Origin of the sequence: Pseudomonas sp. 34 E 7, assembly GCF_900005715.1 — a bacterium.
Classification (GTDB): domain Bacteria; phylum Pseudomonadota; class Gammaproteobacteria; order Pseudomonadales; family Pseudomonadaceae; genus Aquipseudomonas; species Aquipseudomonas orientalis_A.
The window spans coordinates 63074-86294 of sequence record NZ_CVTX01000150.1 but is presented as its reverse complement, the minus strand read 5'-3'; the positions used below and the strand labels follow the sequence as shown (position 1 = coordinate 86294).

General features: G+C 59.6%; 25 protein-coding genes and 1 tRNA gene. 14 read left to right on the top strand and 12 right to left on the bottom strand.

Annotation, left to right across the window (positions count from 1 at the left end; all coding sequences use genetic code 11):
* Positions 1-39: 39 nt before the first annotated feature.
* The 4 genes from BFP96_RS17710 to BFP96_RS31585 all read left to right on the top strand — a co-directional run bounded on the left by BFP96_RS17710 (position 40) and on the right by BFP96_RS31585 (position 6349).
* Positions 40-3972: a TipJ family phage tail tip protein gene (locus BFP96_RS17710; RefSeq protein WP_065936692.1), complete on the top strand. Its 3933-nt coding sequence runs from the start codon at positions 40-42 to the stop codon at positions 3970-3972.
* Between the two features lie 327 nt (positions 3973-4299).
* Complete coding sequence (locus BFP96_RS17700) at positions 4300-4995, top strand: hypothetical protein (RefSeq protein WP_065936690.1); 696 nt, start codon at positions 4300-4302, stop codon at positions 4993-4995.
* Positions 4996-5006: 11 nt separating this feature from the next.
* Positions 5007-5786, top strand: a complete 780-nt coding sequence (locus tag BFP96_RS17695) for a hypothetical protein (protein ID WP_065936689.1) — start codon at positions 5007-5009, stop codon at positions 5784-5786.
* A 2-nt stretch (positions 5787-5788) separates the two neighbouring features.
* Entirely contained in the window at positions 5789-6349 is a 561-nt protein-coding gene (locus BFP96_RS31585) for a tail fiber assembly protein (protein WP_065936688.1), read from the top strand.
* Positions 6350-6442: 93 nt separating this feature from the next.
* Here BFP96_RS31585 and BFP96_RS30910 read toward each other — a convergent pair whose 3' ends face one another.
* Positions 6443-6604, bottom strand: a complete 162-nt coding sequence (locus BFP96_RS30910) for a hypothetical protein (protein ID WP_170876021.1) — start codon at positions 6602-6604, stop codon at positions 6443-6445.
* A 204-nt stretch (positions 6605-6808) separates the two neighbouring features.
* On the opposite strand from BFP96_RS30910, the gene BFP96_RS17685 reads away from it, so the two are divergent.
* Genes BFP96_RS17685 through BFP96_RS17675 form a run of 3 tightly spaced genes read left to right on the top strand, consistent with a single transcriptional unit; the run spans position 6809 to position 8669 of the window.
* Positions 6809-7549, top strand: coding sequence for an SGNH/GDSL hydrolase family protein (locus BFP96_RS17685; protein ID WP_065936687.1), 741 nt, complete (start codon positions 6809-6811; stop codon positions 7547-7549).
* Between the two features lie 59 nt (positions 7550-7608).
* A complete protein-coding gene (locus tag BFP96_RS17680) occupies positions 7609-8142 on the top strand; it encodes a glycoside hydrolase family 19 protein (RefSeq protein ID WP_065936686.1) in 534 nt (177 codons plus the stop codon).
* Entirely contained in the window at positions 8139-8669 is a 531-nt protein-coding gene (locus tag BFP96_RS17675; RefSeq protein WP_065936685.1) for a lysis system i-spanin subunit Rz, read from the top strand. The genes BFP96_RS17680 and BFP96_RS17675 overlap by 4 nt, the downstream gene beginning before the upstream one ends.
* A gap of 155 nt (positions 8670-8824) precedes the next feature.
* Here the strand turns inward: BFP96_RS17675 and BFP96_RS17670 are convergent, their stop codons facing one another.
* Positions 8825-9505, bottom strand: coding sequence for an SOS response-associated peptidase family protein (locus tag BFP96_RS17670; protein ID WP_065936684.1), 681 nt, complete (start codon positions 9503-9505; stop codon positions 8825-8827).
* Positions 9506-9606: 101 nt separating this feature from the next.
* Here BFP96_RS17670 and BFP96_RS17665 point away from each other — a divergent pair, with 101 nt between their 5' ends.
* Together BFP96_RS17665 and umuC are read left to right on the top strand one after the other, a co-directional pair.
* Positions 9607-10032, top strand: a complete 426-nt coding sequence (locus BFP96_RS17665; RefSeq protein ID WP_065936683.1) for a LexA family protein — start codon at positions 9607-9609, stop codon at positions 10030-10032.
* Positions 10025-11299: a translesion error-prone DNA polymerase V subunit UmuC gene (gene umuC, locus BFP96_RS17660; RefSeq protein WP_065936682.1), complete on the top strand. Its 1275-nt coding sequence runs from the start codon at positions 10025-10027 to the stop codon at positions 11297-11299. Before BFP96_RS17665 ends, umuC begins: the two co-directional genes overlap by 8 nt.
* A 3-nt stretch (positions 11300-11302) precedes the next feature.
* On the opposite strand, the gene BFP96_RS17655 is transcribed toward umuC, so the two are convergent.
* The 3 genes from BFP96_RS17655 to BFP96_RS17645 all read right to left on the bottom strand — a co-directional run bounded on the left by BFP96_RS17655 (position 11303) and on the right by BFP96_RS17645 (position 12424).
* Entirely contained in the window at positions 11303-11512 is a 210-nt protein-coding gene (locus tag BFP96_RS17655; RefSeq protein ID WP_065936747.1) for a hypothetical protein, read from the bottom strand.
* Positions 11513-11673: 161 nt separating this feature from the next.
* Positions 11674-11760, bottom strand: a tRNA-Leu gene (locus BFP96_RS17650).
* A 136-nt stretch (positions 11761-11896) separates the two neighbouring features.
* Positions 11897-12424, bottom strand: coding sequence for a DinB family protein (locus tag BFP96_RS17645; RefSeq protein ID WP_065936681.1), 528 nt, complete (start codon positions 12422-12424; stop codon positions 11897-11899).
* Between the two features lie 123 nt (positions 12425-12547).
* On the opposite strand from BFP96_RS17645, the gene BFP96_RS17640 reads away from it, so the two are divergent.
* Complete coding sequence (locus BFP96_RS17640) at positions 12548-13231, top strand: tellurite resistance TerB family protein (protein WP_065936680.1); 684 nt, start codon at positions 12548-12550, stop codon at positions 13229-13231.
* Here the strand turns inward: BFP96_RS17640 and BFP96_RS17635 are convergent.
* From BFP96_RS17635 to BFP96_RS17610, 6 genes are all read right to left on the bottom strand, one after another.
* Positions 13228-14049, bottom strand: a complete 822-nt coding sequence (locus BFP96_RS17635; RefSeq protein ID WP_065936679.1) for a hypothetical protein — start codon at positions 14047-14049, stop codon at positions 13228-13230. The two genes, BFP96_RS17640 and BFP96_RS17635, sit on opposite strands and share 4 nt — an antisense overlap.
* Positions 14050-14068: 19 nt before the next feature.
* Positions 14069-14416, bottom strand: a complete 348-nt coding sequence (locus BFP96_RS17630; protein ID WP_065892147.1) for a DUF2493 domain-containing protein — start codon at positions 14414-14416, stop codon at positions 14069-14071.
* Positions 14417-14477: 61 nt separating this feature from the next.
* Complete coding sequence (gene mgtA / locus BFP96_RS17625) at positions 14478-17195, bottom strand: magnesium-translocating P-type ATPase (RefSeq protein WP_065936678.1); 2718 nt, start codon at positions 17193-17195, stop codon at positions 14478-14480.
* A 234-nt stretch (positions 17196-17429) separates the two neighbouring features.
* Entirely contained in the window at positions 17430-17723 is a 294-nt protein-coding gene (locus BFP96_RS17620; protein ID WP_065936677.1) for a hypothetical protein, read from the bottom strand.
* A 305-nt stretch (positions 17724-18028) separates the two neighbouring features.
* The gene (locus BFP96_RS17615; protein WP_065892152.1) at positions 18029-18640 is read right to left on the bottom strand and encodes a LysE family transporter; all 612 of its coding nucleotides are present in this window, start codon (positions 18638-18640) and stop codon (positions 18029-18031) included.
* A 213-nt stretch (positions 18641-18853) separates the two neighbouring features.
* Positions 18854-20137 (bottom strand): arsenic transporter, encoded by a 1284-nt coding sequence (locus BFP96_RS17610; protein ID WP_065892154.1) that lies wholly within the window; start codon positions 20135-20137, stop codon positions 18854-18856.
* A 348-nt stretch (positions 20138-20485) separates the two neighbouring features.
* Between BFP96_RS17610 and BFP96_RS17605 the strand changes: the two genes are divergently transcribed.
* The 4 genes from BFP96_RS17605 (at position 20486) to BFP96_RS17590 (ending at position 22301) form a co-directional block, all read left to right on the top strand.
* Positions 20486-20701, top strand: a complete 216-nt coding sequence (locus BFP96_RS17605) for a hypothetical protein (protein ID WP_065892155.1) — start codon at positions 20486-20488, stop codon at positions 20699-20701.
* 71 nt (positions 20702-20772) lie between these two features.
* Complete coding sequence (locus BFP96_RS17600; protein WP_065892156.1) at positions 20773-21468, top strand: AzlC family ABC transporter permease; 696 nt, start codon at positions 20773-20775, stop codon at positions 21466-21468.
* Positions 21465-21776: an AzlD domain-containing protein gene (locus tag BFP96_RS17595; RefSeq protein ID WP_065936676.1), complete on the top strand. Its 312-nt coding sequence runs from the start codon at positions 21465-21467 to the stop codon at positions 21774-21776. Before BFP96_RS17600 ends, BFP96_RS17595 begins: the two co-directional genes overlap by 4 nt.
* A gap of 171 nt (positions 21777-21947) precedes the next feature.
* Positions 21948-22301 carry a hypothetical protein gene (locus BFP96_RS17590; protein WP_065892159.1) on the top strand — a complete coding sequence of 118 codons (354 nt, stop codon included), beginning with the start codon at positions 21948-21950 and terminating at the stop codon, positions 22299-22301.
* A 155-nt stretch (positions 22302-22456) separates the two neighbouring features.
* Here BFP96_RS17590 and BFP96_RS17585 read toward each other — a convergent pair whose 3' ends face one another.
* Complete coding sequence (locus tag BFP96_RS17585) at positions 22457-23161, bottom strand: YoaK family protein (protein WP_065936675.1); 705 nt, start codon at positions 23159-23161, stop codon at positions 22457-22459.
* Positions 23162-23221 lie beyond the last annotated feature (60 nt).

The window sequence follows — 23221 nt, the reverse complement described above, 5'->3', positions numbered from 1 at the left end:
ACAACCCGCTTCGGCGGGTTTTTGCATTCTGGAGGGCGCATGAGCGCAGTAGCAAAAAAGGCGCCCCGCGCAATCACCCCCAAGCGCCGCGCCGTGCACGGCAGCAAGGGCGGCCAGGCCAAAGAAAAAAAGCCCAGCATCGCCCAGAACAGCGTGCCTTCGATATCCACCGCGCGCATCGTTTACATGTGGAGCTGGGGCCCCATCGTTGGCCCGGTCAATGGGTTGCGTTCGGTCAAGCTCGACGGAACACCGATCCAGAACGAAGACGGCACCATCAACTACCCCAGCGTTAAATGGCAGTTCCGTAACGGCGAGCTCAATCAGGAGCGGCTGCAAGGCATCACTGAAGCCAGCAACGAGATCGACGTCAAGCAGGAGTTGATCTTTGGCACTCCCTGGCTGCACACCGTCACGAACAAGGTCGCTGACGCGGTTCGAATCCGCCTGAGCTGGCCAGCACTCCGCAGCCAGGACGCCGCCGGCAACATCAACGGCGTGCGCATCGACTATGCCGTGGATATTGCGACTGACGGTGGCCCCTACGTGGAGGCCTTGTTGTCGTTCGTCGACCGGAAGAACGTCACCGAGTATGAGCGGGCTCACCGCCTGGAACTGCCAGACGGCAACCGGTGGACCGTTCGCGTTCGCCGGCTCACGCCGAACGCGAACTCCGATCTGGTGGTTGACCAGATGGTGGTCAAGGCGATCGCCGAGGTGGTCGACAGCGATCAGGAATACCCACTTACCTCGGTCAGCGCTATTGAGTACGACGCACAGACATTCGGCGGCGATATCGCCAAGATCGCGGTCTTGATGCGCGGCCGGATTGTCCGCGTGCCGAGCAACTATGACGCGTCGACTCGCACTTACGCGACGTCGGGCACCGGTACCAGCAACGGCATCTGGGACGGGACATTCAAGGAGGCCTACACCAACAACCCGGCCTGGGTCTTTTATGACCTGGTGCTGCACCCTTACTACGGCCTGGGCGATCGCATCGATGCAACGATGGTTGATCGCTGGTCGCTCTACCGCATCGCGCAGTACTGCGACCAGATGGTGCCGGACGGAAAGGGCGGCATGGAGCCGCGCTTCACCTGCAACTTGTACCTGCAAAAGCAGGCCGAGGCCTACGCGGTGCTGCAGGATTTGGCATCGATCTTTCACGGCCTGGCCTACTGGGACGGGAGCCAGATCGTGGTCAACGCCGATATGCCCGGCGACCCGGTGTACACCTACAACCAAACGCAGGTCCTGAACAACGGCGCCATCAAGTACGAGGGCACCCGCGCGCGAGATCGCCACACGCTGTACATGGTGGCCTGGGACAACCCAGAGCAGGGGTTTGAAACCGACAAAGAGCCGGTCTTTGACGATGAGGCGATGGTCGAACTCGGCGGCATCGTTCGCGAAACGGCCGTAAGCGCTATTGCCTGCACTTCCCAGGGCCAGGCCCAGCGCGCAGGCCAGTGGGCGGCGCTGACAGAAAAGTTGCAAACCCAGGGAGGTGTGTTCCGTGTCGGCCTGGACGGCGGAATTCCAAAGCCTGGGCAGGTCATCGCCGTGGCAGACCCGATGTTGGTGGGCAGAAACAACGGTGGGCGCATCTCAGCGGCCGCCGGCCGTGTGGTGAACCTCGACCGGGATACCGTCGTTCCGGTGGGCGCTCGTTTGATGGTAAACCTGCCCAGTGGGAAGTCCGAAGCCCGGGTGGTCAAGTCGGTGGCCGGCCGCGCCGTTACCGTGATGGCTGACTTCAGCGAGCAGCCGGCGCCAGAGAGCGGCTGGATCCTTGATTACGAAGACCTGAAGCTGATGCAGTTTTACGTCCGCAACGTCACGCGGCCGGAGTGGCACCAGTACCAGCTCGAGGTAATCCAACACGATCCGAGCAAGTTCCCGGCGATCGATAACGGTGCCGTGGTGGATACCCGGCCAATCACCGGCATCCCCGTGGGCACGCAGGATGCTCCGGCGCGCGTGATCCTGAGTCAGCACGTCGTGATAGAGCAGGGCATCGCCGTCACGGTGATGTCTATCGCCTGGGATGCAGCCCCGGGTGCGGTCGCCTATGACGTGGAGTGGAAGTGGGGCGCACGTGAGTGGGTGCCGTTGCCACGCACCGCTGAACTGATGGCCGACGTTCGCGGAATCTACTCGGGTCAGTACATGGCGAGAGTCAGGGCGGTAAGCGCCCTCAACGTATCGTCGATCCCGAAAACCTCGGCCCTGACCAACCTGGAAGGGAAAACCGGGGCGCCGCCGGCGGTGTCGTTCCTGACCACCACCAGCCTGGTCTATGGCATCGGCATTCAATGGGGCTTTCCACCAGGTGCAGAGGACACCCAGCGGACGGAGATCTGGTACAGCCAGTCGGCCGACCTGAGCACCGCGATCAAGCTGAGCGACTTCAGCTATCCGCAGGCGAAGCATGAGATGCATGCCCTGTTGCCTGGCGCGATCCTGTTCTTCTGGGCTCGCCTGGTGGACCGGACAGGCAACGTCGGTCCGTTCTGGCCGATACCTGGTGCAGTCAATGGCCAGGCCAGCAACAAAGAGAGCGACTATGAGGCGTACTACGCCGATAAGATCGGTAAGGGCGCCCTGTACCAGAGTTTGCGCGAAGAGATCGAGCTGATTACAGGCGATGGGCCAGGGTCCGTAAATGAACGCCTTGAGGAAGCCAAGCAGGAGCTGAAAGACCTGATCGATCAGGTGAACGACGCTCTGGCCTACGACCCTGCTAAGCCATATGTGAAGGGTGACATTGTCCGGCTTGATCAGCGACTGTACCAAGCGAAAGGGCCTGTGCCGGTGGGAGCGACGCCGCCCGACGCTGATTACTGGATCGATATCGGCACCATCGTTGAGACCACCGATGCACTGGTGTCTCAGGTCAAGATCATCGAAACCACGATCGAAGAGATCGACGGAAAAGTGCAGGCTACCGCCACCTCTGTGGAGGCGTTGCGCTCTGCTGCTCGTGGTGATGACGGCGCCGGCGATCTGGCCGACGCAATCAAGGGCTGGACTTCGACGGCAGATTTGGCGGTCGAGCGCAAAACGCGAGCCAGCGAAAACGATGCAATGGCTCAGCAGTTGCTCACCCTCGGTGCGCAGGTAGGCGATAACAGGTCGTCGCTCACCGTTCTTGAGCAGGTGGTGGCCAGCAACCGCGAGACGTCTGCGGCGCAGATCACCCAATTGAAAAGCGATCTTTCTGCGATCGATCAAAAGGCGATCGGCAATGCCCAGGCGATCACTAGCCTCGATAGCAAGGTTACCAACCTTGACGGAAAGATCACTTCTCAGGCGTCGAGCAATGAGGCGCTACGGGCTTCCGTCCGTGGCGACGATGGAGCTGGCGATCTTGCGGGCGCTATCAAGGCCTGGGAGTCGACCGCAGCCATCAGCACTGAGAAGAAGGTGCGAGCATCTGAAATCGAGGCCCAGGCCAAGGTTTCGGAAACGCTGCAGTCGAGCATCGGGCAGACGAGTGCTTCTGTGCAGGCGGTGAGCGAGACGGTTGTCCGGCTGGACGGGAGAGTGTCGGCACAGACCACCATGAAGGCCCAGACCATCGTGGATGGGAGGAAGGTGGTGTCGGGGCTTGCGTTTGGATCGAACGGAGAGCAGTCGGAGTTCTTGATTTTTGCCCAGCGGTTCGGCGTCGTTAACGAGGTTAACGGCAAGATTGATCCGATGTTCGTCATCGAGAATGGCCAGGCTGTTTTCAACACGGCGATCATCAGCAAGGCGATCATTCAAGAAATTATCCTGGGCATGGTGCTTCGTTCGCCTACGGTGGATTCGCTTGGGCGCCCCCTTCTGGAAATCAATATTCCTGCTGGTACGTTCACGCTGCGAAGCGCGGGCACTGGTGGCTCATCGTTGCTCAATAACGACGGATTGACGGTGTTTGATGCGGGCGGTGTCGACCGGGTTGTGGTCGGGAGGACTTCAGTATGACGTTCGGAATGAGGATCAAGGGGGCTACTGGCCTTGTTGAACTTGATGAAACGTCCTTCACAATGAGGGTCGTGTACTCCGAAATAATCACCCCTCAAACATGGGGGGCAAAGTTTATAGATATACCGATTCCGGGGATTACACCGCAAAACGCCGCTGCTTTTCCCACGCCAATACAAGCGGTCGATTCTCGATATGATGCGCAGGTAGAACCGGAGGTTCTAAATGGGATGGTGCGAGTTTGGAGAACCATTAAAGGCGATCCGTACAACACCTCGGCCATTACTATTACGAGGCAGCGACTGACAGTTGTGAGGTTTAAATGATATGGCAGAATCGTATGGCCTTGTGTTTAAGGCAGGAGACGACAATCGAATAGTACTTGATTCAGAATATTCGAGACTTGTTGTTATGTACAAGGGGAGGTATGTGGGAACCGAAGAGGATGGAAACTCATCTTCAACGTACTTCCCTTCTCCCATCACAACTCAGGAACAGCCCCTTGTTTTCATTAGGCCCGATAGTGCAAACGGCATCATCGGGATGAGTAACCTTGAAATATTTGGATCTGCGGGCAACTGGACCGGTTTTAGGGTGCGTATCTTTAACATGTATACGATCAAGCCGGTGGGTCGGTGGTTCGTTGCTGGGTACGTGGCGCAACCGTTGTCCACCTTCGGTGCAAGGCTTCGTGATGCAAACCGAAAATTGCTTTTCGATACGGGGACGCCAGCCGCTCAATTTGTCAGGGCAAGTAACACTTGGACTTACGCAGGCAGCAGCACTACCAATCAGGGGTTGACGATAACCTACTTCAACTCTCAGTTTGATCTGAATGAAAACGAGTACATGCTCATAAACAATTTGTGCATGCAAGCGGTCACAATTGCCGCAGGCACCGCAAATCGACAGATTGCAGCTATGTGGAACTACCCCAGTAGGATACTTACTCTCGGGATGATATCTCTACAGAACGCAGTTGTTACAGGTGTAACTGTGATGATCGGCAGGATCGCTCAGTAGTATCCGGCGGTATGTTCGATATAATTTATCAATTTATGGGGAAACCTATGCCATCTTGGTTTACAGAAGGAACGGTAACAGTCACTAACGGTAACGCCGTGGTGAATGGTGTCGGCACTAAGTTTTCTAACTGCCGATCTGGCGATATGTTTGTCGGGCCTGACGGCGGAATCTATCAAGTCGGCAACCCGTCCAGTGACGTGTCTGTGTCAATCATCCCGGCCTATCGTGGCGCTACTGTTGCCGGAGCCTCTTACGGCATCGTCCCCGTGAACGGCTATCCCAAAGCGTTGGCTGATGCAGTCAACCTTATGGTGCAACAGTGGGGCGCAACCCTGGCCGGCCTTGGCCCGGTCGCGAGCATGACCACTGTGCCCGTGGCAAACGGTGGGACCGGGGCTACAAATGCCGCAACTGCCCGAACTAGCCTCGGGCTTGGCTCGGCCGCTACACGTTCGGTGGGCGTCGTAACGGGCAACCTGCTTGAGGTTGCGGCGTCGCCGGCTGTGGTGGGCAACTCATCATTTGCAGTCGATGGAAGTCGGTTTACCTCCTACTTGGACGGCACCACGACAGGCGGGGCACCTGGTTCTCCTAACTCCGTCGGGATTCGTTCTAGATTTGCGGACAATAGTTTGTGGGCAATGGACATTGTCGCGGGCGTGTACCAGACCGCCGCAGGCCTGTACTGGCGTCAGGTGAACGCAAGCGGTGTGTCTCTGGGCTGGCGGCAGATATACGACACCACGAACACCACCCGTGCCCAAGACGGCACCCTCAAGGCGATCTAATCATGGCAAGAGCAGCAATCAACATCGTGGGCGAAACCGGTGCCCTGTTTGACATCACATCGCTCGGTGGCAAGGATGTGGACAGCTACCGGTCCGGTGTGGGCGTGTACTGCGTCACCGGCACCCTGGGCATGGTTCCATTTCCGCCATTGGACCAGGGCTGGGGATACTCGCTGCATCCTTCGGAGAACACCGCGAAGGTCGATATCGTTTTCGCTGAAGGCCTTTTGATCGTGACCGTCACCATGGATGGCGAGCCCTACGATCTGAAAACGATGGTCACGCTTCATATTCTCGTTCCCGATATTCCGCTGGAGGAAGTACCGCCGCTGCCACCAGTCGTGGTGGATCCAGTGGAGGTCGCCCAGGCAGAGATCGTGCGCCTGCGGGCCATCGCGGATTACTCCATCGCGCCGCTCCAGGATGCGGTTGATGTCGACGAAGCCACCGATGCAGGCATGGCCGCCCTGAAGGCGTGGAAGAAATACCGCGTGGCGCTGAGCCGAGTTCCCGAACAACCGGATTACCCTCAAACGATTGAGTGGCCGCACGTCCCCGCGTAAACCCTGGAGCAGATCACCAGCCGCCTTGTGCGGTTTTCTCGCCTGGAGAGAGCAATGGCAGGCGCATCGGCCCAGACTTCGTGGCTTTAGACTTTATTCGAACAGACCGCCGAAGTAGCATGCAGTGACGCCTGCCGCCACCAAACAAATAAAAATTAATCCGACCCTCAGAGTCATGGGTTTTTCGTTGCCGTCAAGGTTGAACATTTCTTCCATTGCTTCAGCTTCTTCCGAGTCTGTGGGCTGGTGCCTCATGGTAAATGCATCCTTTTCTGTTTGATTGAGCGGAGGCTACGAGCGAGCCTAGCCCACGCCTATGACGACACATAAATCATTATTGGCGCCATTCGCCGAGATGAACAGCGGAAAACGGCAGTAATCTGCTGAGGTGGCTCGCAAGCGAGCAGTGATTTGTGAGGCGAGCTATGTACAATGCATGCCTCGAATACGGAGGTTCCGATGCGCAACGCAGTTTTGATGCTTATGATGCTTATGTCTACTGTGGCCCTGGCTGAAAAGAGCCAGCTTGATGAGAACGTGTATTGCCCTAAGCCAGTCAAAGGAACCTACCGGGTTTTATTTGTCGGTGACAGCATTACTCGCCACGCTGTTAACCCATCGACTGTGAAAGATTTGAATTGGACGCATGTCTCAGGCATGGCCTCGTCTTCGCCAAAGTCCGATTTTGTCACCCTGTTGTCGGCAAAAATATCAAAAGACAGAAAACAAAAAGTGGTTGCGTGCTTTCATACCTATGGCGGTGGCGGATCAGTTGCAAGCCGTGTCGCAGGAATGCCGATGGTTCAAACCACAAGTCCTGACTTGGTTGTGATCCAAATCGGGGAGCATGACAGCGCTCTAAGCGATCCTGTCTTGTTTCATCGCCAGTTCGCCACGCTCGTTAGAATGTCTAGGGCCTTGCCCAGCAAGCCAAAGGTAATCGCTGTTGGCCCATGGGCATTAGTACCGCTTAATAAAAATGGTGAATACTCGGACCCAGATGCTGCCGCGGTTGATCGAGAGATGTATAACGTCGCCATTGAAGAGTCGCTTGAATACCTGTCGGTCCGGGATATCGCACAAATTCCCGAGGCGCATGGATATGGTACTGATGTCGGCGTGCAGTGGCACCCGAACGACTTAGGGCACGCAATGTACGCCGCCCGTTTGTTCAGGCTATATAAAGCAGTCGAACAGTAACTAAACGAAAGCACCGAGCCCGGCCACTGCGCCGGGCTTTTTTTCGCCTGGAGAAAAGCATGCCTATCACCGAGCAGCAGTTGCTGCAGATACTCCCAAGCGCCGGCCGCAATGCCGGCGTTTTTGTTCCTGTGCTGAATGCGGCCATGGGCCGGCACGCGATCGTGACCCCGCTGCGCATCGCCGCATTCATCGCCCAGGTCGGGCATGAGTCGGGCCAGTTGCGATACGTGCGGGAGATTTGGGGGCCAACGAAGCAGCAGGCCGGATACGAAGGCCGGGCTGATCTGGGCAACACCGTGAAGGGGGACGGTTCCAAGTACCGTGGGCGCGGCCTGATCCAGGTCACCGGGCGCGCCAATTATGCCGCTTGCGGCGAGGCCCTGGGCCTGGACCTGATCAACAAGCCTGAGCTGCTCGAGATGCCGCAGCATGCCGGCATGTCAGCGGCTTGGTTCTGGTCCACCAAGGGCCTGAACACGCTGGCGGATCAGCGGCAGTTCGAGAAGATCACCAAGCGCATCAATGGTGGGCTCACCGGACAGGCCGACCGCCAGGCGCTGTACGACAAAGCGCTGAAGGTGCTGGCATGACGCCGGTGCAGAAGCTGTCCGGCCTGGTCGCGCTGATCCTGCTGCTGATGGCGAGTGCCGCCGGCGGCGCCTGGCAGATTCAGGACTGGCGCCTGGGCAAGCAGCTTTCGGAACAGCTATCCGCGCAAAGCGCCGCGCACCATATCCAGCTCGACGCCATCACCAGCGAGGCCTGGCGGCAGCAGAAGGCCGAGCAGGAAAAGCGCCTGGTCACCGAGCCGCAGATTGCGGTGCAGGACCAACAACACGCTCAGGAACTATCCAATGCCCAACGCCACCAAGCTGCTCTGCGTGATCGTCTTGCCACTGCTGATGTTCGGCTGTCAGTCCTTCTCGACGCCTCGGACACAGCCAGTCGCTGCGACGTGCCTGCCACCCCCGGCGCCGCCGGCGTGGTTCATGCAGCCCGCCGAGCCCAACTTGACCCAGCGCATGCGCAACGAATTGTCGCCATCACCGACGAAGGGGACAACGCCATAATCGCCTTACGTGCGTGCCAGGCATATGTCAGGGCTATTGCGCGCTGATCGCGCTGAACTACTCTTTCACGGCACTCTAGTATCGCGATCATCGGAGGGGGGGCGACAGGGCATCATGGATAAGCGGCTCGCAGGCCTTTCATTTCTGCTCACCCTTTGCTGGGTGGTCGCCGTCATATCTGTGATTTGGTATTTCTCCTAAGCTAGGCGATAGGCACTATCAATTCGCGGCCTTTGTTTCTGACGTTACCAACGGCTGTGTCAACCTTGAACCACTCAAACACCTCAGTCGGCTCGCCCTGGTGCAACACCATCTGTTCGGCGCGCTCTTTAGGCGTGGCAGGATTCAGCCATTCCCGGGCGAGGTCAGCCGTCAGCACTACGGGCCGTCGGTCGTGAATGTCCACCATGCCCCCGGCGCTGTCCGCGGTGATGATCACAAAACCGTCATGCTCGCCTGGGCCTTCATCGGCATCCGGCAGTTGGCCGATGGCAGCACAGAATATCGGCCCACCATCCCGCCGGCGGATCAAGTAGGGCTGCTTCTTGGGGCTTCCTTCATCCACCCACTCAAACCAGTTGTCGATAGGCGTGATTGCTCGGTGCGGCCAGATCGCCCGAAAGAAGGGGCCGTGGGCGACCTTTTCCACACGCGCGTTGATCGGCGCGGCGCGGTCCTTGGCCCAATGCGGTCGCCATCCCCAACGAACCGGGTCGGCGTGCAGCAACTCGCCTTGCAGGCGTAGCAGCGCCACGGCGGTCGTCGGCGCCACGTTGTATCGCTCTATCGGCTCGTCGCCCAAGGAGTTCGCCAGAGCATTGGGCATGCTTAGCGCCGCAACGAAGTCATGAATCCCGCTGTATTGTGAAAGCCTTCCGCACATAGGCGCCGCTCCGTCTGTCGAAATCCCCTACAGAAAAATTGACCACAAGCCTTCTGCAAAGTTAACTGTACATTCATACAGTTCGTGTAAAAGGCTGCATCATGAGCTTCACCATTTTAGGCCCTATATCCGAAGGCGGCACGAAGCTGCCTTTCTGCTCGTTTCGGGTGCCAGCTGGGTTTCCATCACCAGCAGCCGACCATATCGAGCAGCACATCTCATTGGATGAGGTCCTAAATATCCGCGCGCCTCACGTTTACTTGATCGCCATTACCGGCGAAAGCATGCAAGGCGCTGGCATTTTCGAGGGCGACCTGGCTGTTGTGGACCGCTCTATTGAGCCAGCTCACGGGCATATAGTCGTGGCCCTGCTCAATAACGACCCGATGTGCAAGCGCCTGTGCAAGCGTGGGGCCGAGGTTATCCTGCTGTCAGAAAACCCTAAGTACCCAGCGCGCTACATCCTCGAAGGTGACGAGCTATCCATCTGGGGCGTGATCACCAGCACCGTGCGTAGTCATGTCTAACCCGCCGGTCTTTGCCCTTATCGATTGCAACAGCTTCTATGCGAGTTGCGAGCGGGTATTCCGGCCCGACCTGGCCAAAACACCAATTGTCGTGCTGAGCAACAACGATGGCTGTGTGATCGCTAGGAGTTATGACGCCAAGCCATTTATCAAAATGGGCGAGCCGTACTTCCAAATCAAGCACAAGCTCAAACAGCACGGCATCGTGCCTTTCTCCTCGAATTACGCGCTTTACGGCGATATGAGCGAGCGCGTGATGACGCTGATCGAGACACTGGTACCTGCGGTTGAGATTTACAGCATAGATGAGGCGTTCGCCGACCTTACGGGTGTATCGGGGCTGGATGCCCTGGGGCGACAGATCAGGGCACAGGTATTGCGCTGCACTGGTATCCCCGTCGGCGTCGGCATTGCAAACACCAAGACCCTGGCCAAGCTGGCCAACCACACCGCAAAGCGCCTACAGGCGCAGACCGGCGGGGTGGTGAATATCACCGATCCGGTCAAGCGCGATTGGGTGCTGCGCAACACTGACGTATCGGAAGTGTGGGGTGTGGGCCGAAAAATGAAACTGCACCTCGATGCGATGGGCATCAAGTCAGCTATGGACCTTGCCAAAGCAGATCCCTGGACGCTACGCAAAAAATTCAGCGTTGTGATCGAGAAGACGGCCCGAGAACTGGCCGGTACGTCCTGCCTGGAACTGGACGAGCCAGACCCGCCGAAGCAAGAAATTTGCTGCAGTCGGATGTTCGGCAAGCGCCTGACCGAGCTGCCCCCCATCAAGGAGGCGGTCGCCACCTACATGATGCGGGCTTCGGAAAAGCTCCGCGCCCAGAACTCTCTTTGCAAGAAGGTCCGCGTCTGCATTCGCACAGGGATGTTCAACCCCGAGGAGGCGAAGTATGCCAACGGCGTGGTGGTCGATATGCCGTACCCTACCGATGACGTGCGCCTGCTCACGAAAGCCGCTGTCGATGCGCTCGATAGGATCTTCCGACCGGGCTTCAAATACAGCAAGGCCGAGGTAATGCTGCTCAACCTGTGTCAGCCAGGAGAATACACGGACGATCTGTTCGCTATATCGCAGGCGGCCGAGGCAACCCGTGTAATGACCGTGCTTGATCAGATCAACGAGCGGTGGGGCAGAGGTACGCTTCGGTCTGCCAGCGTGCCGACCAACCCCGACTGGGGGATGCGTCGGGAGATGATGAGTCAAAGCTATACCACCAAACTGGACCAGTTATGGACTGTTGCCTGCAAGTAGAGCTCATTCCGGAGCCTGCAAAACCGCCAGGGTCATTTTTATGAATTCTTCGTTGTGGCCGATGGTGAAAAGCGCGCCGCGGACGTTATCAGCAACCTCGGCAGAACCGTGCTGACCCACCCAATTCGAAAGTTCCAAAATGGCGGCTTCGAGGGCGAGTTGGTTCTCGTAGAGCTTGGAAAGCAGGGAAGGGAGTAAATCTGTGTTCGGCATCATTGTTCCTCCGTGGAGTGAACAGAGTAGCAGGCAAATCATGGGTTGGAAGATAGGTCGGCAGGACGCCGAAGGAAGGGAATTGCGGAGCGGGCTCTAAAATTGCGGAGCAAAAACGATAAGGGCCTGCCCAGATTTCCCCGGCAAGCCCTTGATATGTATGGTGCCCGAACCCGGAATCGAACCGGGACGCCCTTACGAGCGGGGGATTTTAAGTCCCATGCGTCTACCAGTTTCGCCATTCGGGCGGTAGCGCGGTGCAGCAGGGTTGCGAATATATAGATCCAGACGCTTCGGTGCAACCTCGATGCATCCTTTCCTGCACAAACACAGGTCTGAAAAAACCTGCCAGATCAGTGATCTACGCTGCTAGGCAGGCTCCGCTCAGTCAATCAGCGCGAGCAGGTCGGTATCACCCACGTCCACGCCGGCTTGACTCAATAATGTGGTGACCTGGCCGCGATGATGGGTCTGATGGTTGAAGAAGTGCATCAGCAGGCCGAAAAACGGTTTTTCAGACGCTACGCCGCCCATGGTGTGATAACTCAATCGCAGGTCCAGGTGAGCGTCGCGCAAGCTGTGGGCCCAATCGAGGATGAGTTGATCCAGCCAGGCCCGATGGGCCGAGAGTTCACGGATGTCTGCGAACGCCAATTGCCTGAGGTCGCCGGGTGTGGCGATGGCGTTCAAGGGCGCCAACGCGCTGAACCCGGCCGGGTGCTGGGCAAAGCGTTTGAGCCAGACGGTGTCGCCCAGTGCCAGGTGATTGAGGGTGCCGAGGATCGAGCCGAAAAATGCCTGGCGGTCCGCAGTCAACGCCGCGTCTGTGAGGGTGCCGGCAGCCTCATAGACCTTGCGATTCATCCATTGATTGTAGTTGGCCATCAACCCGATGTGCTCGATGCGGTTCACCTGGGTTCTCCCTTGAGGTTGTTGTGGCGCCATCATAAAGCTTGCCCGCCCGGCGGTCATGGTGTTCCATCAAGGGCGGACTAAGGTTGATTAACGCCACTACGTACCTGGGAGGGCGACACCATGAATACCGGCGATTTACTGGAGCAATTGTTGCGCGGCGCAGGGCAGGGCGGTTCGGGCGGCGGTTTGGGCGGGGTGCTTGGAGGACTGCTCAAGGGCAACCGCGCCGGTAATGCTTCGGGCGGCGGCCTCGGCGATTTATTGGGTGGGCTCGGCGGCATGCTGGGCGGTGGCGCGGCTACGCGTCCAACACAAGGGCGCGCGGGTGGGATGAACTATGCCGCGTTGGCGTCTCTCGGGATGATGGCCTACAAAGCGTATCAGGCCTGGCAGAGCCAGCAGGCGAGCCAGGCACAACCAGCGTTCCAGACGGCCGACCAGCTCTCGGGCGCGCAAGTCGAAGCGCACAGCCATGCAGTGCTGCGCGCACTGATCGCTGCCGCCAAGGCCGACGGCCACATTGATGAAAAAGAGCAGCAGCTGATTTCCAATGAGCTGGGCAAGCATACTGACGACCCGCAATTGCAGCAGTGGCTCGACGCTGAAGTCGCCAAGCCGCTGGATGCTGCGGATTTCGCCGAGTTTGCCGCAGACCCGGCGGTGGCGGCCGAGGTGTATCTGGCCAGTGTCCTGTTGGTCGATGACCAGCAGGATGCAGAGCGCAATTACCTGGACGACCTGGCGGGGCAGCTGCACATCGATCCGCAGTTGCAACTGCACCTGGAGCAGCAGGCCAAGGCTTAAAACCTCAGGGTTGCCGCCGTGGTCAGCCACTGGTCACGCTCACCGATCAGGCTGCGCCCGAGTACCAGGTCCACGTCGACACGCTTGCCGACGTGGAATCGCGGCCCGGCCTGCCAGGCCTGATCGCCGCCTTCCTGGCCGTAGCGCTCGGCGAGCAGCGTAAGGACCTCGGCCACGCGATATTCAAACCCCGCGCCCCAGGTCAGCCGGTGCTGCTGGTCGCCATCGTGGTAGGCATGAGTCCAGCCGGCATTCAGATTCAGGCGTAACGCGTCCAGGGCTTGCCACGTCAACGGCAGGTTGAAGTCAGCACCATCGAATGTGTGCTGCCTGTCCAGGGCAAAGTGCGCCCCGGCGGCAACCGCCAGTTCAAGCCCCCAATCGTCCCGCGACAGCACCTGTACCTTCACTTGCGGACTGATTTGAGTCTCGCCCTTGCTCTCGGCAGTTGCGCGCGACAATGCCGTTCCCCACTGCACCGATTGCATCTCGTTGAACGTACAGGCCGGCGACAGCGTTTCGTTATGGGTACCGCCAGCGTGCCGGTTGGCGGTGTACCAGGCGTCGACATTACATTCGCCCGGGGCATTGATGGCGCCATCGTCGACCACATAGGCGCCGCCTGCCGCATGAGCCTTCGCAAAAAACACCATGAGCAGGACAACGCCCAGGCTCACCCCGATAAATATCAGATTGCGCTGCAGCGCCCGGCGCCTGGCCGGCGGCAACAGCAGCAGGCTGGGACGTGCGGGGCGCGAGTGACGCGCGCGGTATTTGGCAAACCCGTCCGCCTGCTTTGGTTTGTGAGGGTTGTGCATGATGCACCTCGCTTGAATTTCAGTTTTCTACGCTCAGCACCGAAATGCCGCTGGCTTTGGCCTGGCAGACCAGCTCCGAGGTGTCATCACCGCCCGGCAGGGCGATGATCACGTCGGGGCGGCTGTCGGCCAGCATGAAATGATTGCGCTGGCGTTCCGCCTGCTTGCCGTGGCGTTGCCAATTCGGCGGATAGCGCACCACGTCAATCGCGTTTTCGCGGGCCCATTCCTCGATGTCGCTGCCCAGGAACTGGTTGCCCCCATGGATCAGCACCTGCACCGGGCGCAGGCGGTGGTAAGCGTCCAGCACCTGGCGGGACTTTTTGCTGTCGGCGTAATGCCGACCTGCACAGATCAACACGCGCATGAGTAAATCCTTGTGTTGCACGGTGAGGGCCGGGCGGCCTTCACCGTTTGAACGGAGGGGGTCAGTACCACTGCTTGAAGCGGCGGATGTAGATCGTCTTCATCAGTTGGGCGACGCAGCAGTAGGCGAGCAGGGTGCCCACCAGCCATGGGAAGTACGCCAGCGGCAGCGGTTGCAGGCCCACCAGGGTGCCCAGGGGCGAGAACGGTACGTAGATGCCCAGGGCAATGACGATGCAGGTCATCATCAATACCGGCCAGGCGGCCGTGCTCTGGAAGAACGGGATCTTGCGGGTGCGCAGCATATGCACCACCAGGGTTTGCGAGAGCAGGCCCTCGATAAACCAGCCGGACTGGAACAGGGTCTGCATTTCCACGCTGTTGGCCGAGAACACGTACCACATCAGGGCAAAGGTGGTGATGTCGAATATCGACGAGGTTGGCCCGATCCAGATCATGAAACGGCCGATGTTCTTCGCATCCCATTTACGCGGCTTGGCCAGGTATTCCTTGTCCATCTTGTCCCACGGCAGGGCCAGCTGGGAGATGTCGTACATCAGGTTTTGCAGCAACAGGTGAATCGCCAGCATCGGCATGAACGGAATGAACGCACTCGCCACCAGCACCGAGAACACGTTGCCGAAGTTGGAGCTGGCGGTCATGTTCAGGTACTTCATGATATTGCCGAAGGTCTCGCGGCCTTTTAGCACGCCTTCTTCGAGCACCATCAGGCTCTTTTCCAGCAGGATGATATCGGCCGACTCCTTGGCGATATCCGTGCCGCTGTCCACCGAAATGCCCACGTCGGCATCGCGCAGGGCGGGCGCATCGTTGATCCCGTCGCCGAGGAAACCGACGGTGTGGCCGTTGGCTTGCAGCGCCTTGAGCACCCGCGATTTCTGCAGCGGCGTGAGCTTGGCAAACACCGTGCGTTGTTCCACGCAGCGCAGCAGCGTCGCGTCGTCCATCGCTTCGATTTGCGGCCCCAGCAACGGTTGGCCGGGTTCGAGGCCGACCTGGCGGCAGATCTTGCTGGTCACGACCGCGTTGTCGCCGGTCAGCACTTTGACCGCCACACCGATTTGTTGCAGCGCTGCAATCGCCGGGCCGGCGGTTTCCTTGGGTGGATCAAGGAACGTCAGGAAGCCATGGATCACCAGGTTGCGTTCATCGGCGGTGGTGTACTGCTGGCGCGCCAGCGCTGCAGGGATAGTGCGGGTGGCGACGACCAGTACGCGAAAGCCGTCTTCGTTGTAGTCATTGGCGATCGCCAGCAACTGCTCGCGGCGGCGCTCATCCAGCGGTACGGCGGCGCCGTTTTCCAGGGTGTGGGTGGAAATGCTCAGCATCTCTTCCACGGCGCCCTTGCACACCAGCAGATGATCGCCGGCGGCGTCCTTGACCATGATCGACAGGCGCCGGCGGACGAAATCGAACGGCAATTCATCGACCTTGCTGTAGGCAAACGGCACTTCGAACCTGGGATTCTGCGCAGCGAACTGCACCACGGCCTGGTCCATCAAGTTCTTCATGCCGCTCTGGTGAAAGCTGTTGAGCCAGGCCAGGGACAGCACCGCATCATCGCGCTGGCCGCAGGCGTTGACGTGATGCTCGAGGATAATCTTGTCCTGGGTCAGGGTGCCGGTCTTGTCGGTGCACAGCACATCCATCGAGCCGAAGTTCTGGATCGCATTGAGGCGCTTGACCACCACTTTGCGCCGGGCCATGGCCGTGGCGCCCTTGGCCAGGTTGGCGCTGACAATCATCGGCAGCATTTCCGGGGTGAGGCCTACGGCAACGGCAAGGGCGAACAGGAAGGCATCGCCCCAATCGCCTTTGGAGAAGCCGTTGAGCAAGAACACAATCGGCACCATCACCAGCATGAAGCGGATCAGCAGCCAACTGACGCTGTTCACGCCACGGTCGAACGCGGTTTGCACCCTTGAGCCGACAATCGCCTTGGCCAGCGAGCCGAAATACGTGCGCGGCCCGGTGGCGACCACCACGGCTGTCGCCCGGCCGCTGACCACATTGGTGCCCATGAAGCAGATGTTCGGCAGGTCCAGCAGGTTGTCCGGGTCGGCAGACAACGGGGACGCGGACTTTTGCGTGACATCGCCCAGGGTGTCGTATTTTTCCACCGGCAAGGCTTCACCGGTGAGCACTGCCTGGCTGATAAACAGGTCGCGGGATTCGATCAGGCGGATATCGGCGGGGATCATGTCGCCGGCCGACAGGTGCACGATGTCACCGGCGACCAGCTCGCGCATCGGCACTTCGCGCAGGGTCGGCTGGGCGCCTACCTGTTCGCGGCGCAGCACCGTGGCGGTGGTGCGCACCATGGCCTTGAGCGCCTCGGCGGACTTGGCCGAGCGGTGTTCCTGCCAGAAACGCAGCAGGCTGCTGAGCAGCACCATGGTCATGATAATGATGACCTTGGTCGGGTCGGCTGCTTCGCCGTCCTGCATCGGCAGCCAGCAATCGGTGATGAAACTGATGCCGCCCAGGGTCAGCAATACATAGATAAACGGATTGTTCAGTGCCTGCAGGAACTGGACGAGGGCGTGAGGCGGCTTGTCATGGGCCACTTCGTTGTAGCCTTCGCGATGCAGGCGTGCCGAGGCGTCCAGCTCGGTCAGGCCATCCTGGGTGGCGCGCACGTTGGCCAGGGTGGCGGACAGGCCGTTGCGGGCCTCACGGGCGGCGCGCATCGACAGTTTGGGGGTGCTGCCGTCGCTGCCTTTTTTGTGCTGCAGTGGCGTGTTTTTTACGGCGCTCATGGTGGGTACTCCTGTCGCCAACTCTCGACGCAACATGCCCGATACTTGCCTGATAACAGGCGAGCGAAAGCACGCCGAGCCGCGAACTTCGCGATCGGTTTAAATAAGGTCTGGACAACCCTTAATAGTAAATACTGGCGGCGCGTTAATTAACGTGCGCGCAGCCATCCACGACTGGGAAAGTTCATGAGGAACTCCAGTGCATCAATAAGAAAGTTGCTGTTTCCAGTCAGGTCAGGCGGCGCGAGCGCTCAAGTAAAAACCGAGCATCACGTCAGCCTGGGCCAGGCTGGAAACGATCGGTCTCTGCGGGTCCTGAGGGTCGGCGTGATCCCACTGCTGCACCAATTGGCCGCTTTGCGGGCAGACACGCCAATGCGCCAGCGGGCGGGCCGGACGCACTTGGAGGGAGGATGAATCAAAGGCCGCGCGGGCAGGGCGCAAGCCAGTAGGCGCACGACGCAGCTTGGCGCGCAGGGCCGCGGCCAGGGTGCATACATCAGGTAATACAAGGGTTTGCAAGGTCATAACACACCTCGGGACCGGACACGCGACCGGCGAGGCAGTTACGGTGGAGCATCAAGCTCTAGCGCAGCTTACCGGGCCTGGAGGGCAAGTCCCGTCATGTTCTGGGTTTGGCGCCCGACGCCCGCTGAGGCGGTGCTCGGACAGCGACTAGATACTGTGTCCATTGGCTTCTTTTGTGAGGTTTAAAAAAGGCCCCTGTTGCGGGCAGGGGCAATTTACTCAGGCAGTTACAGAATGTCAACGCATGGTTAATTAAATGAGTCGATATTCAGAATTTATTCAGATAAGTGGCGGCCTATGTAACTTCAAATACTCTGTGCCGCGAGGACTGCCAAATAAATCAATACAATACCGCAAGCGCCATAGCTGATGCGTTGCCAAGTCGGCGAAGCATTCTTGCGCAGCAAGTTGACCAGCGCGGCAGTAAGAAAGCAGGACAGCACCGACGCAAGCATAAAGCCTGCAAAAAACATCAGCGTTTGCCCATGGCTCGGAGTAGCACCAACGATGCCCGACAACGCGCTGCCCAAGGCGCCCCAGTAAACGATGTTCTTGGGGTTGGCCAGGGAGATCGTCGCGCCCACGACCAGTGCGTTTTTTGCCGAACTGGCGGGTGCGCTTTCGACTTGAGGTAGCTGCCAGGCATCGATCAGGCTGCGGATGCCCAGCCAGGCCAGGTAAAGCGCGCAGATCACCGTCAGCGGCACGCGTACCGCCTCATGCTGGATCAATAGCGCGATGCCCGTCAGCCCGATCACCGCCCAGACGGCGTCGCCCACCAGCGAGCCAACCTGTACCAACAGGGCCGGTGTGAAACCGTGGAGCAAACCACGGCGCAGGGTTTCGGCGAGCACTGCGCCGGGAGACAGGCAAAATACAAAGCCGAAAACCAGCGCGTAGAAAAAGATCGTCAGCATGCCCGTGTCCTTTCGAGAAAGTGCGAAAGCATACGTCAGTCCGAGGGCAGGAAACCATGCAGCATTGAATGTGCAAGAGCGGGCGCCTAGCTCTTGCTCGCGAAAAACTCATAGGCACCGCGTTCATTTAGAAAGCACGCGTTATCGTTGACGTTTTTCGCGAGCAAGCTCGCTCCTACAGACGGCCGTATACGCTCAACTGAATGGCATTCCTCAGACACTCAGGCGCAAGGCGAGGGCGGCGAGGGTGATCAACAGCACCGGCACGGTCAGCACAATCCCGACCTTGAAGTAGTAGCCCCAGGTGATGGTGATGCCCTTGCGTGCCAGGATATGCAGCCACAGCAGGGTGGCGAGGCTGCCGATAGGGGTGATTTTCGGGCCCAGGTCGCTGCCGATCACGTTGGCGTAGATCATTGCGTCCTTGACCACGCCCACGGCATGGCTGGACTCGATGGACAGCGCGCCGATCAACACCGTTGGCAGGTTGTTCATCGCCGAGGACAACAGCGCGGTCAGCACACCGGTGCCCATGGCCGCGCCCCACACGCCGTGGGCGGCGAAGGTGTCGAGCCAGGTGGCCAGGTAATCGGTCAGGCCGGCGTTACGCAAGCCGTACACCACCAGGTACATGCCCAGGGAAAAGACCACGATTTGCCATGGCGCGTCTTTCAAGACCTTGCGCGTGGAAATCGTGTGGCCCTTGGCGGCGATCACCAGCAACAGCACGGCGCAGACCGCGGAAATCGCGCTGATGGGAATGCCCAGGGGCTCCAGCGCGAAGCAGCCGACCAGCAGAATACCCAGCACCCACCAGCCGGCACGAAACGTCGCACGGTCGTGGATGGCACTGTCGGGTTGTTCCAGGTCGGCCGGGTCGTAGCTCTGCGGAATATCGCGGCGGAAAAACCACAGCAGCACCGCCAGGGTCGCGGCGACGCTGACCAGGTTCACCGGCACCATCACGGCGGCATATTCGTTGAAGCCGATCTTGAAATAATCCGCCGAGACGATATTCACCAGGTTCGACACCACCAGCGGCAGGCTCGCCGTGTCGGCGATAAAGCCTGCGCCCATGACGAATGCCAGCGTCGCCGCCGGAGAAAAGCGCAGGGCCAGCAGCATCGACATCACAATCGGGGTGAGGATCAACGCCGCGCCGTCATTGGCGAACAGCGCCGACACCAGTGCGCCGAGCAGCACCATATAGGCAAACAGGCGCCGGCCTCGGCCACGCCCCCAGCGCGCCACATGCAGCGCGGTCCAGGCAAAGAACCCGGCTTCATCCAGCAACAGGCTGATGATGATCAAGGCGACAAAGGTGCCGGTGGCGTTCCAGATGATGTGCCACACCACCGGGATATCCGCCAGGCTGATCACCCCGCAGGCCAGGGCCAGGATCGCGCCCAGGCTGGCGCTCCAGCCCACGCCCAGGCCCTTGGGTTGCCAGATGACCAGCACGATGGTGACAAGGAAAATCGCAATTGCGACAAGCATGAATTAACGCTCCGATGGCTCAGCAGCAGGTGCTGGCCGGTTATGGTCTGTCGCCCAGTGCATCCGGACGCGGCGCGTCGTTCTGCCAGCAGGGCCGGCTGTCATCCAAGGCATGGATCAGTTCGCCTACGTAAAGTTCGCGCACGCGCAGGATTAATAGCGTCGGACGTGCTCAGGCGGCAGCGGCCAGCATTTGAACAGGATTGCGGATAAAGGGCCACGTAGGTCAAATCCTGATTTCGGTTGACGTGGATCAACTGCCCGATGATCGACCACAAGTGATTGAAATTAAAATGAAACATCAATGTCCTAAAGTGCCCGCCCATTGCTGATGAAGGAAGCTCCCGCGTGACCCGAGCCACTCGTAACCTGCGCAAAACCCTGGATTCCGTCGCGGATAATAACGAAACCGCGGCGTTTGACCTGATGCGTGCCGTCGAAAAACTCGGCGATGAAGTGCTGCGCCAGCGCCTGCTCAACACCATCCACCGGTTGAACCAGGACGCCTACGAACTGCGCGAAGCGCGCGACTCGGTGGAACTGGTCTCGGTAAAACTGGCCTGAGCAAGATCGTTCAAGACAAGCCCCCGCGTGCACCGGCATGCTGGCCGACTGTTTGTCGATGAGCCCCGTCCATGCCTGCTGCCCTCCCTTATGACGCGTTCACACGTGGCGCGATTGCTGTCATTCCGTTATCCCTGGCCTGCGCCCCCTGGGGGTTGCTCGCCGGCTCCATGGCCATCGATGCGCAGTTCACGCCGCTGCAAGCCCAGGGCTTGTCCGCCATCGTGTTTGCCGGCGCGGCCCAACTGGTGGCGATCGGCATGGTCAAAAGCGGCGCCAGCCTGATCTCCATCGTGCTGACCACCTTGCTGCTGACTTCCCAGCATTTGCTCTACGGCATGCACATGCGCCCGACGCTGTCCTCGCTCAACACTCGCTGGCGCATGAGCCTGGGTTTTCTGTTGACCGACGAGTTCTTTGCCCTGGTCAACCACTATGACCGCCAGACCTTCAATCGCTGGTATGCCCTGGGTGTGGGCCTCACGTTCTATATCATCTGGAACCTGTTCACCCTGGCAGGCATTGTGCTGGGCAAAAGCATTCCCGGCCTCGACCAGTTGGGGCTGGAGTTTTCGATTGCCGCGACCTTTATCGCCCTGATCACGCCGGTAGTGCGCGACGTGCCGACGCTGGTCTGCGTCGCCGTCTCGCTGTTGTGTTCGGTGTGGCTCAGTTACCTGCACTGGGAATCGGCGGTGGTGGTCTCGGGCGTATTGGGGATGAGTGCAGGGTTCGCCTGCAAACGCCTGGGAGTCGGGCAGCGATGATCTACCTGATGATTGTGGCAATGGCGCTGGTGGTGTTTTTCAACCGCTACCTGTTTATCGAGCCGCGCCTGCCGGTACGGCTCAATCGGGGGACGCGTGAGTTCCTCGGGTTTGCCGTACCGGGCATGCTCACCGCGATTTGCGGGCCGATTATTTTCATCAAAGACCACCAGCTAGACCTGAGCCCGAGCAACCCCTACCTGCTGGCCGGGATCTGCGCCGTGGTGTTGATGCTGTGGACGCGCAGCGTGCTGGTCACGGTGCTGTCGAGCATGGCGCTGTTTTATCTGCTGCGCTGGTGGTTGTGAACCGCAGGCGAAAAAAAGCCCGCGGGAGGGCGGGCAGAAGGGAGACTTCTAAAAATGAGCGTGGCCACTATAAGCGGCCGGCTTTGCCTTTACAGTGAAACAAAGTTCATGGGCGCGTCAGTTGGCGGCGGCGCAATGGTAGAGTCACGGTTTTTCCAAGGAAGCACAGGCATGTACAAAGTGGTGATAGGCGCAGTGGTACTGGCGACGCTGGCCGGCTGCGCGGGTTCGAAGATGAAGGAGGCGCGCGCGGGCAGCCCTTACAAGACCATGGCGTCGGACAAGGCCACTCTGGTGGTCGCCCAATGCATTCAGTACGGCTGGCAGGACGAAGGCGTGTTCGGCGTCGATGCCGGCGGCTTCAAGGAAGCCACCGAGGCCGGGGGCTTTACGGTGTACACCACGGGCGGTGATTACTTTGTGGATGTGCTGAGCACGGGCGCAGGTTCTACCGTCAAGTATTACGCCGCAGAGGACACGATGCCCGCCAAACGTCGTCTGGCTGCGCTCGCCACTTGTCTGTAATACCTTGCCTTAGTCATATTCAGAAACGCCCGGCGGGACAGCCGTCGGGCATTGGCTTATTATTCACCGGCTCGCCCGACGTGATGGCTCTTTACCGGTACACGGATGTCGAGGCCGAAACGTCGGGCGGGCACCTTTTTTCCATACCCTGCTGTTCAGCGTGGCATGAAACCCAACTGCCAGCGCCGGGGTATCGCCAGGGTCGCCAGGCCCAGTGACCCCGCCAGCGCGCCACTGACCCACAGCGCGCGCAGCCCGATCTGCTGTTCCAGCAGCGCCCCGATCACCGCGCCGACAAACATCCCTGCCCACGGCACCAGCTGCATGCGCCAGCCATTGCGGCGTTCGCCCATCAACCAGCGGCCCAGCCCGCGACCGAAGCGTGAGAGCGCCCCGGTGACATAGGTGAGCCCCACGGGCACGCCATTGACTTGCTCGACGGCCGCGTTAAGCATGCCCATGGCGATAATCGCCGCCAACAGCGCGGGCAGCTTATCGGACCATGGCAGCAGGGCCGCACCACAGAGCAGGGCGCCGATGCTGAGCAGCAGGGGCAGCGCGTGGCGCTTGCTCAAGCGGCTGACAATCACCCCCAACGCGTTGCCGATGATGAAGGTGGCAACCAGCAATACCAGGCGTGCGGTCAGCCCCCCGTCGCCTGCACTGATCGCGACCGCCAGGCGCGTGGTGTTACCGCTCATGAACGAGACAAAATCGCCGCTGGCCATGAAACCAATGGCATCGGTCATGCCGGCAAGTACCGACAAACCAGCCACCAGCAGCAGGCCCACGCGTCCACGCCAGCGTTGTCGATGGGCGAGCGCGGCATTGGCGTAAGGCTTGACGGGTGAAGGCAGCATCGGCCGGTTTCCAGTGAGATTATCCGGCCACTACCCTAGGACGCTTTGCGACGGCGTGCA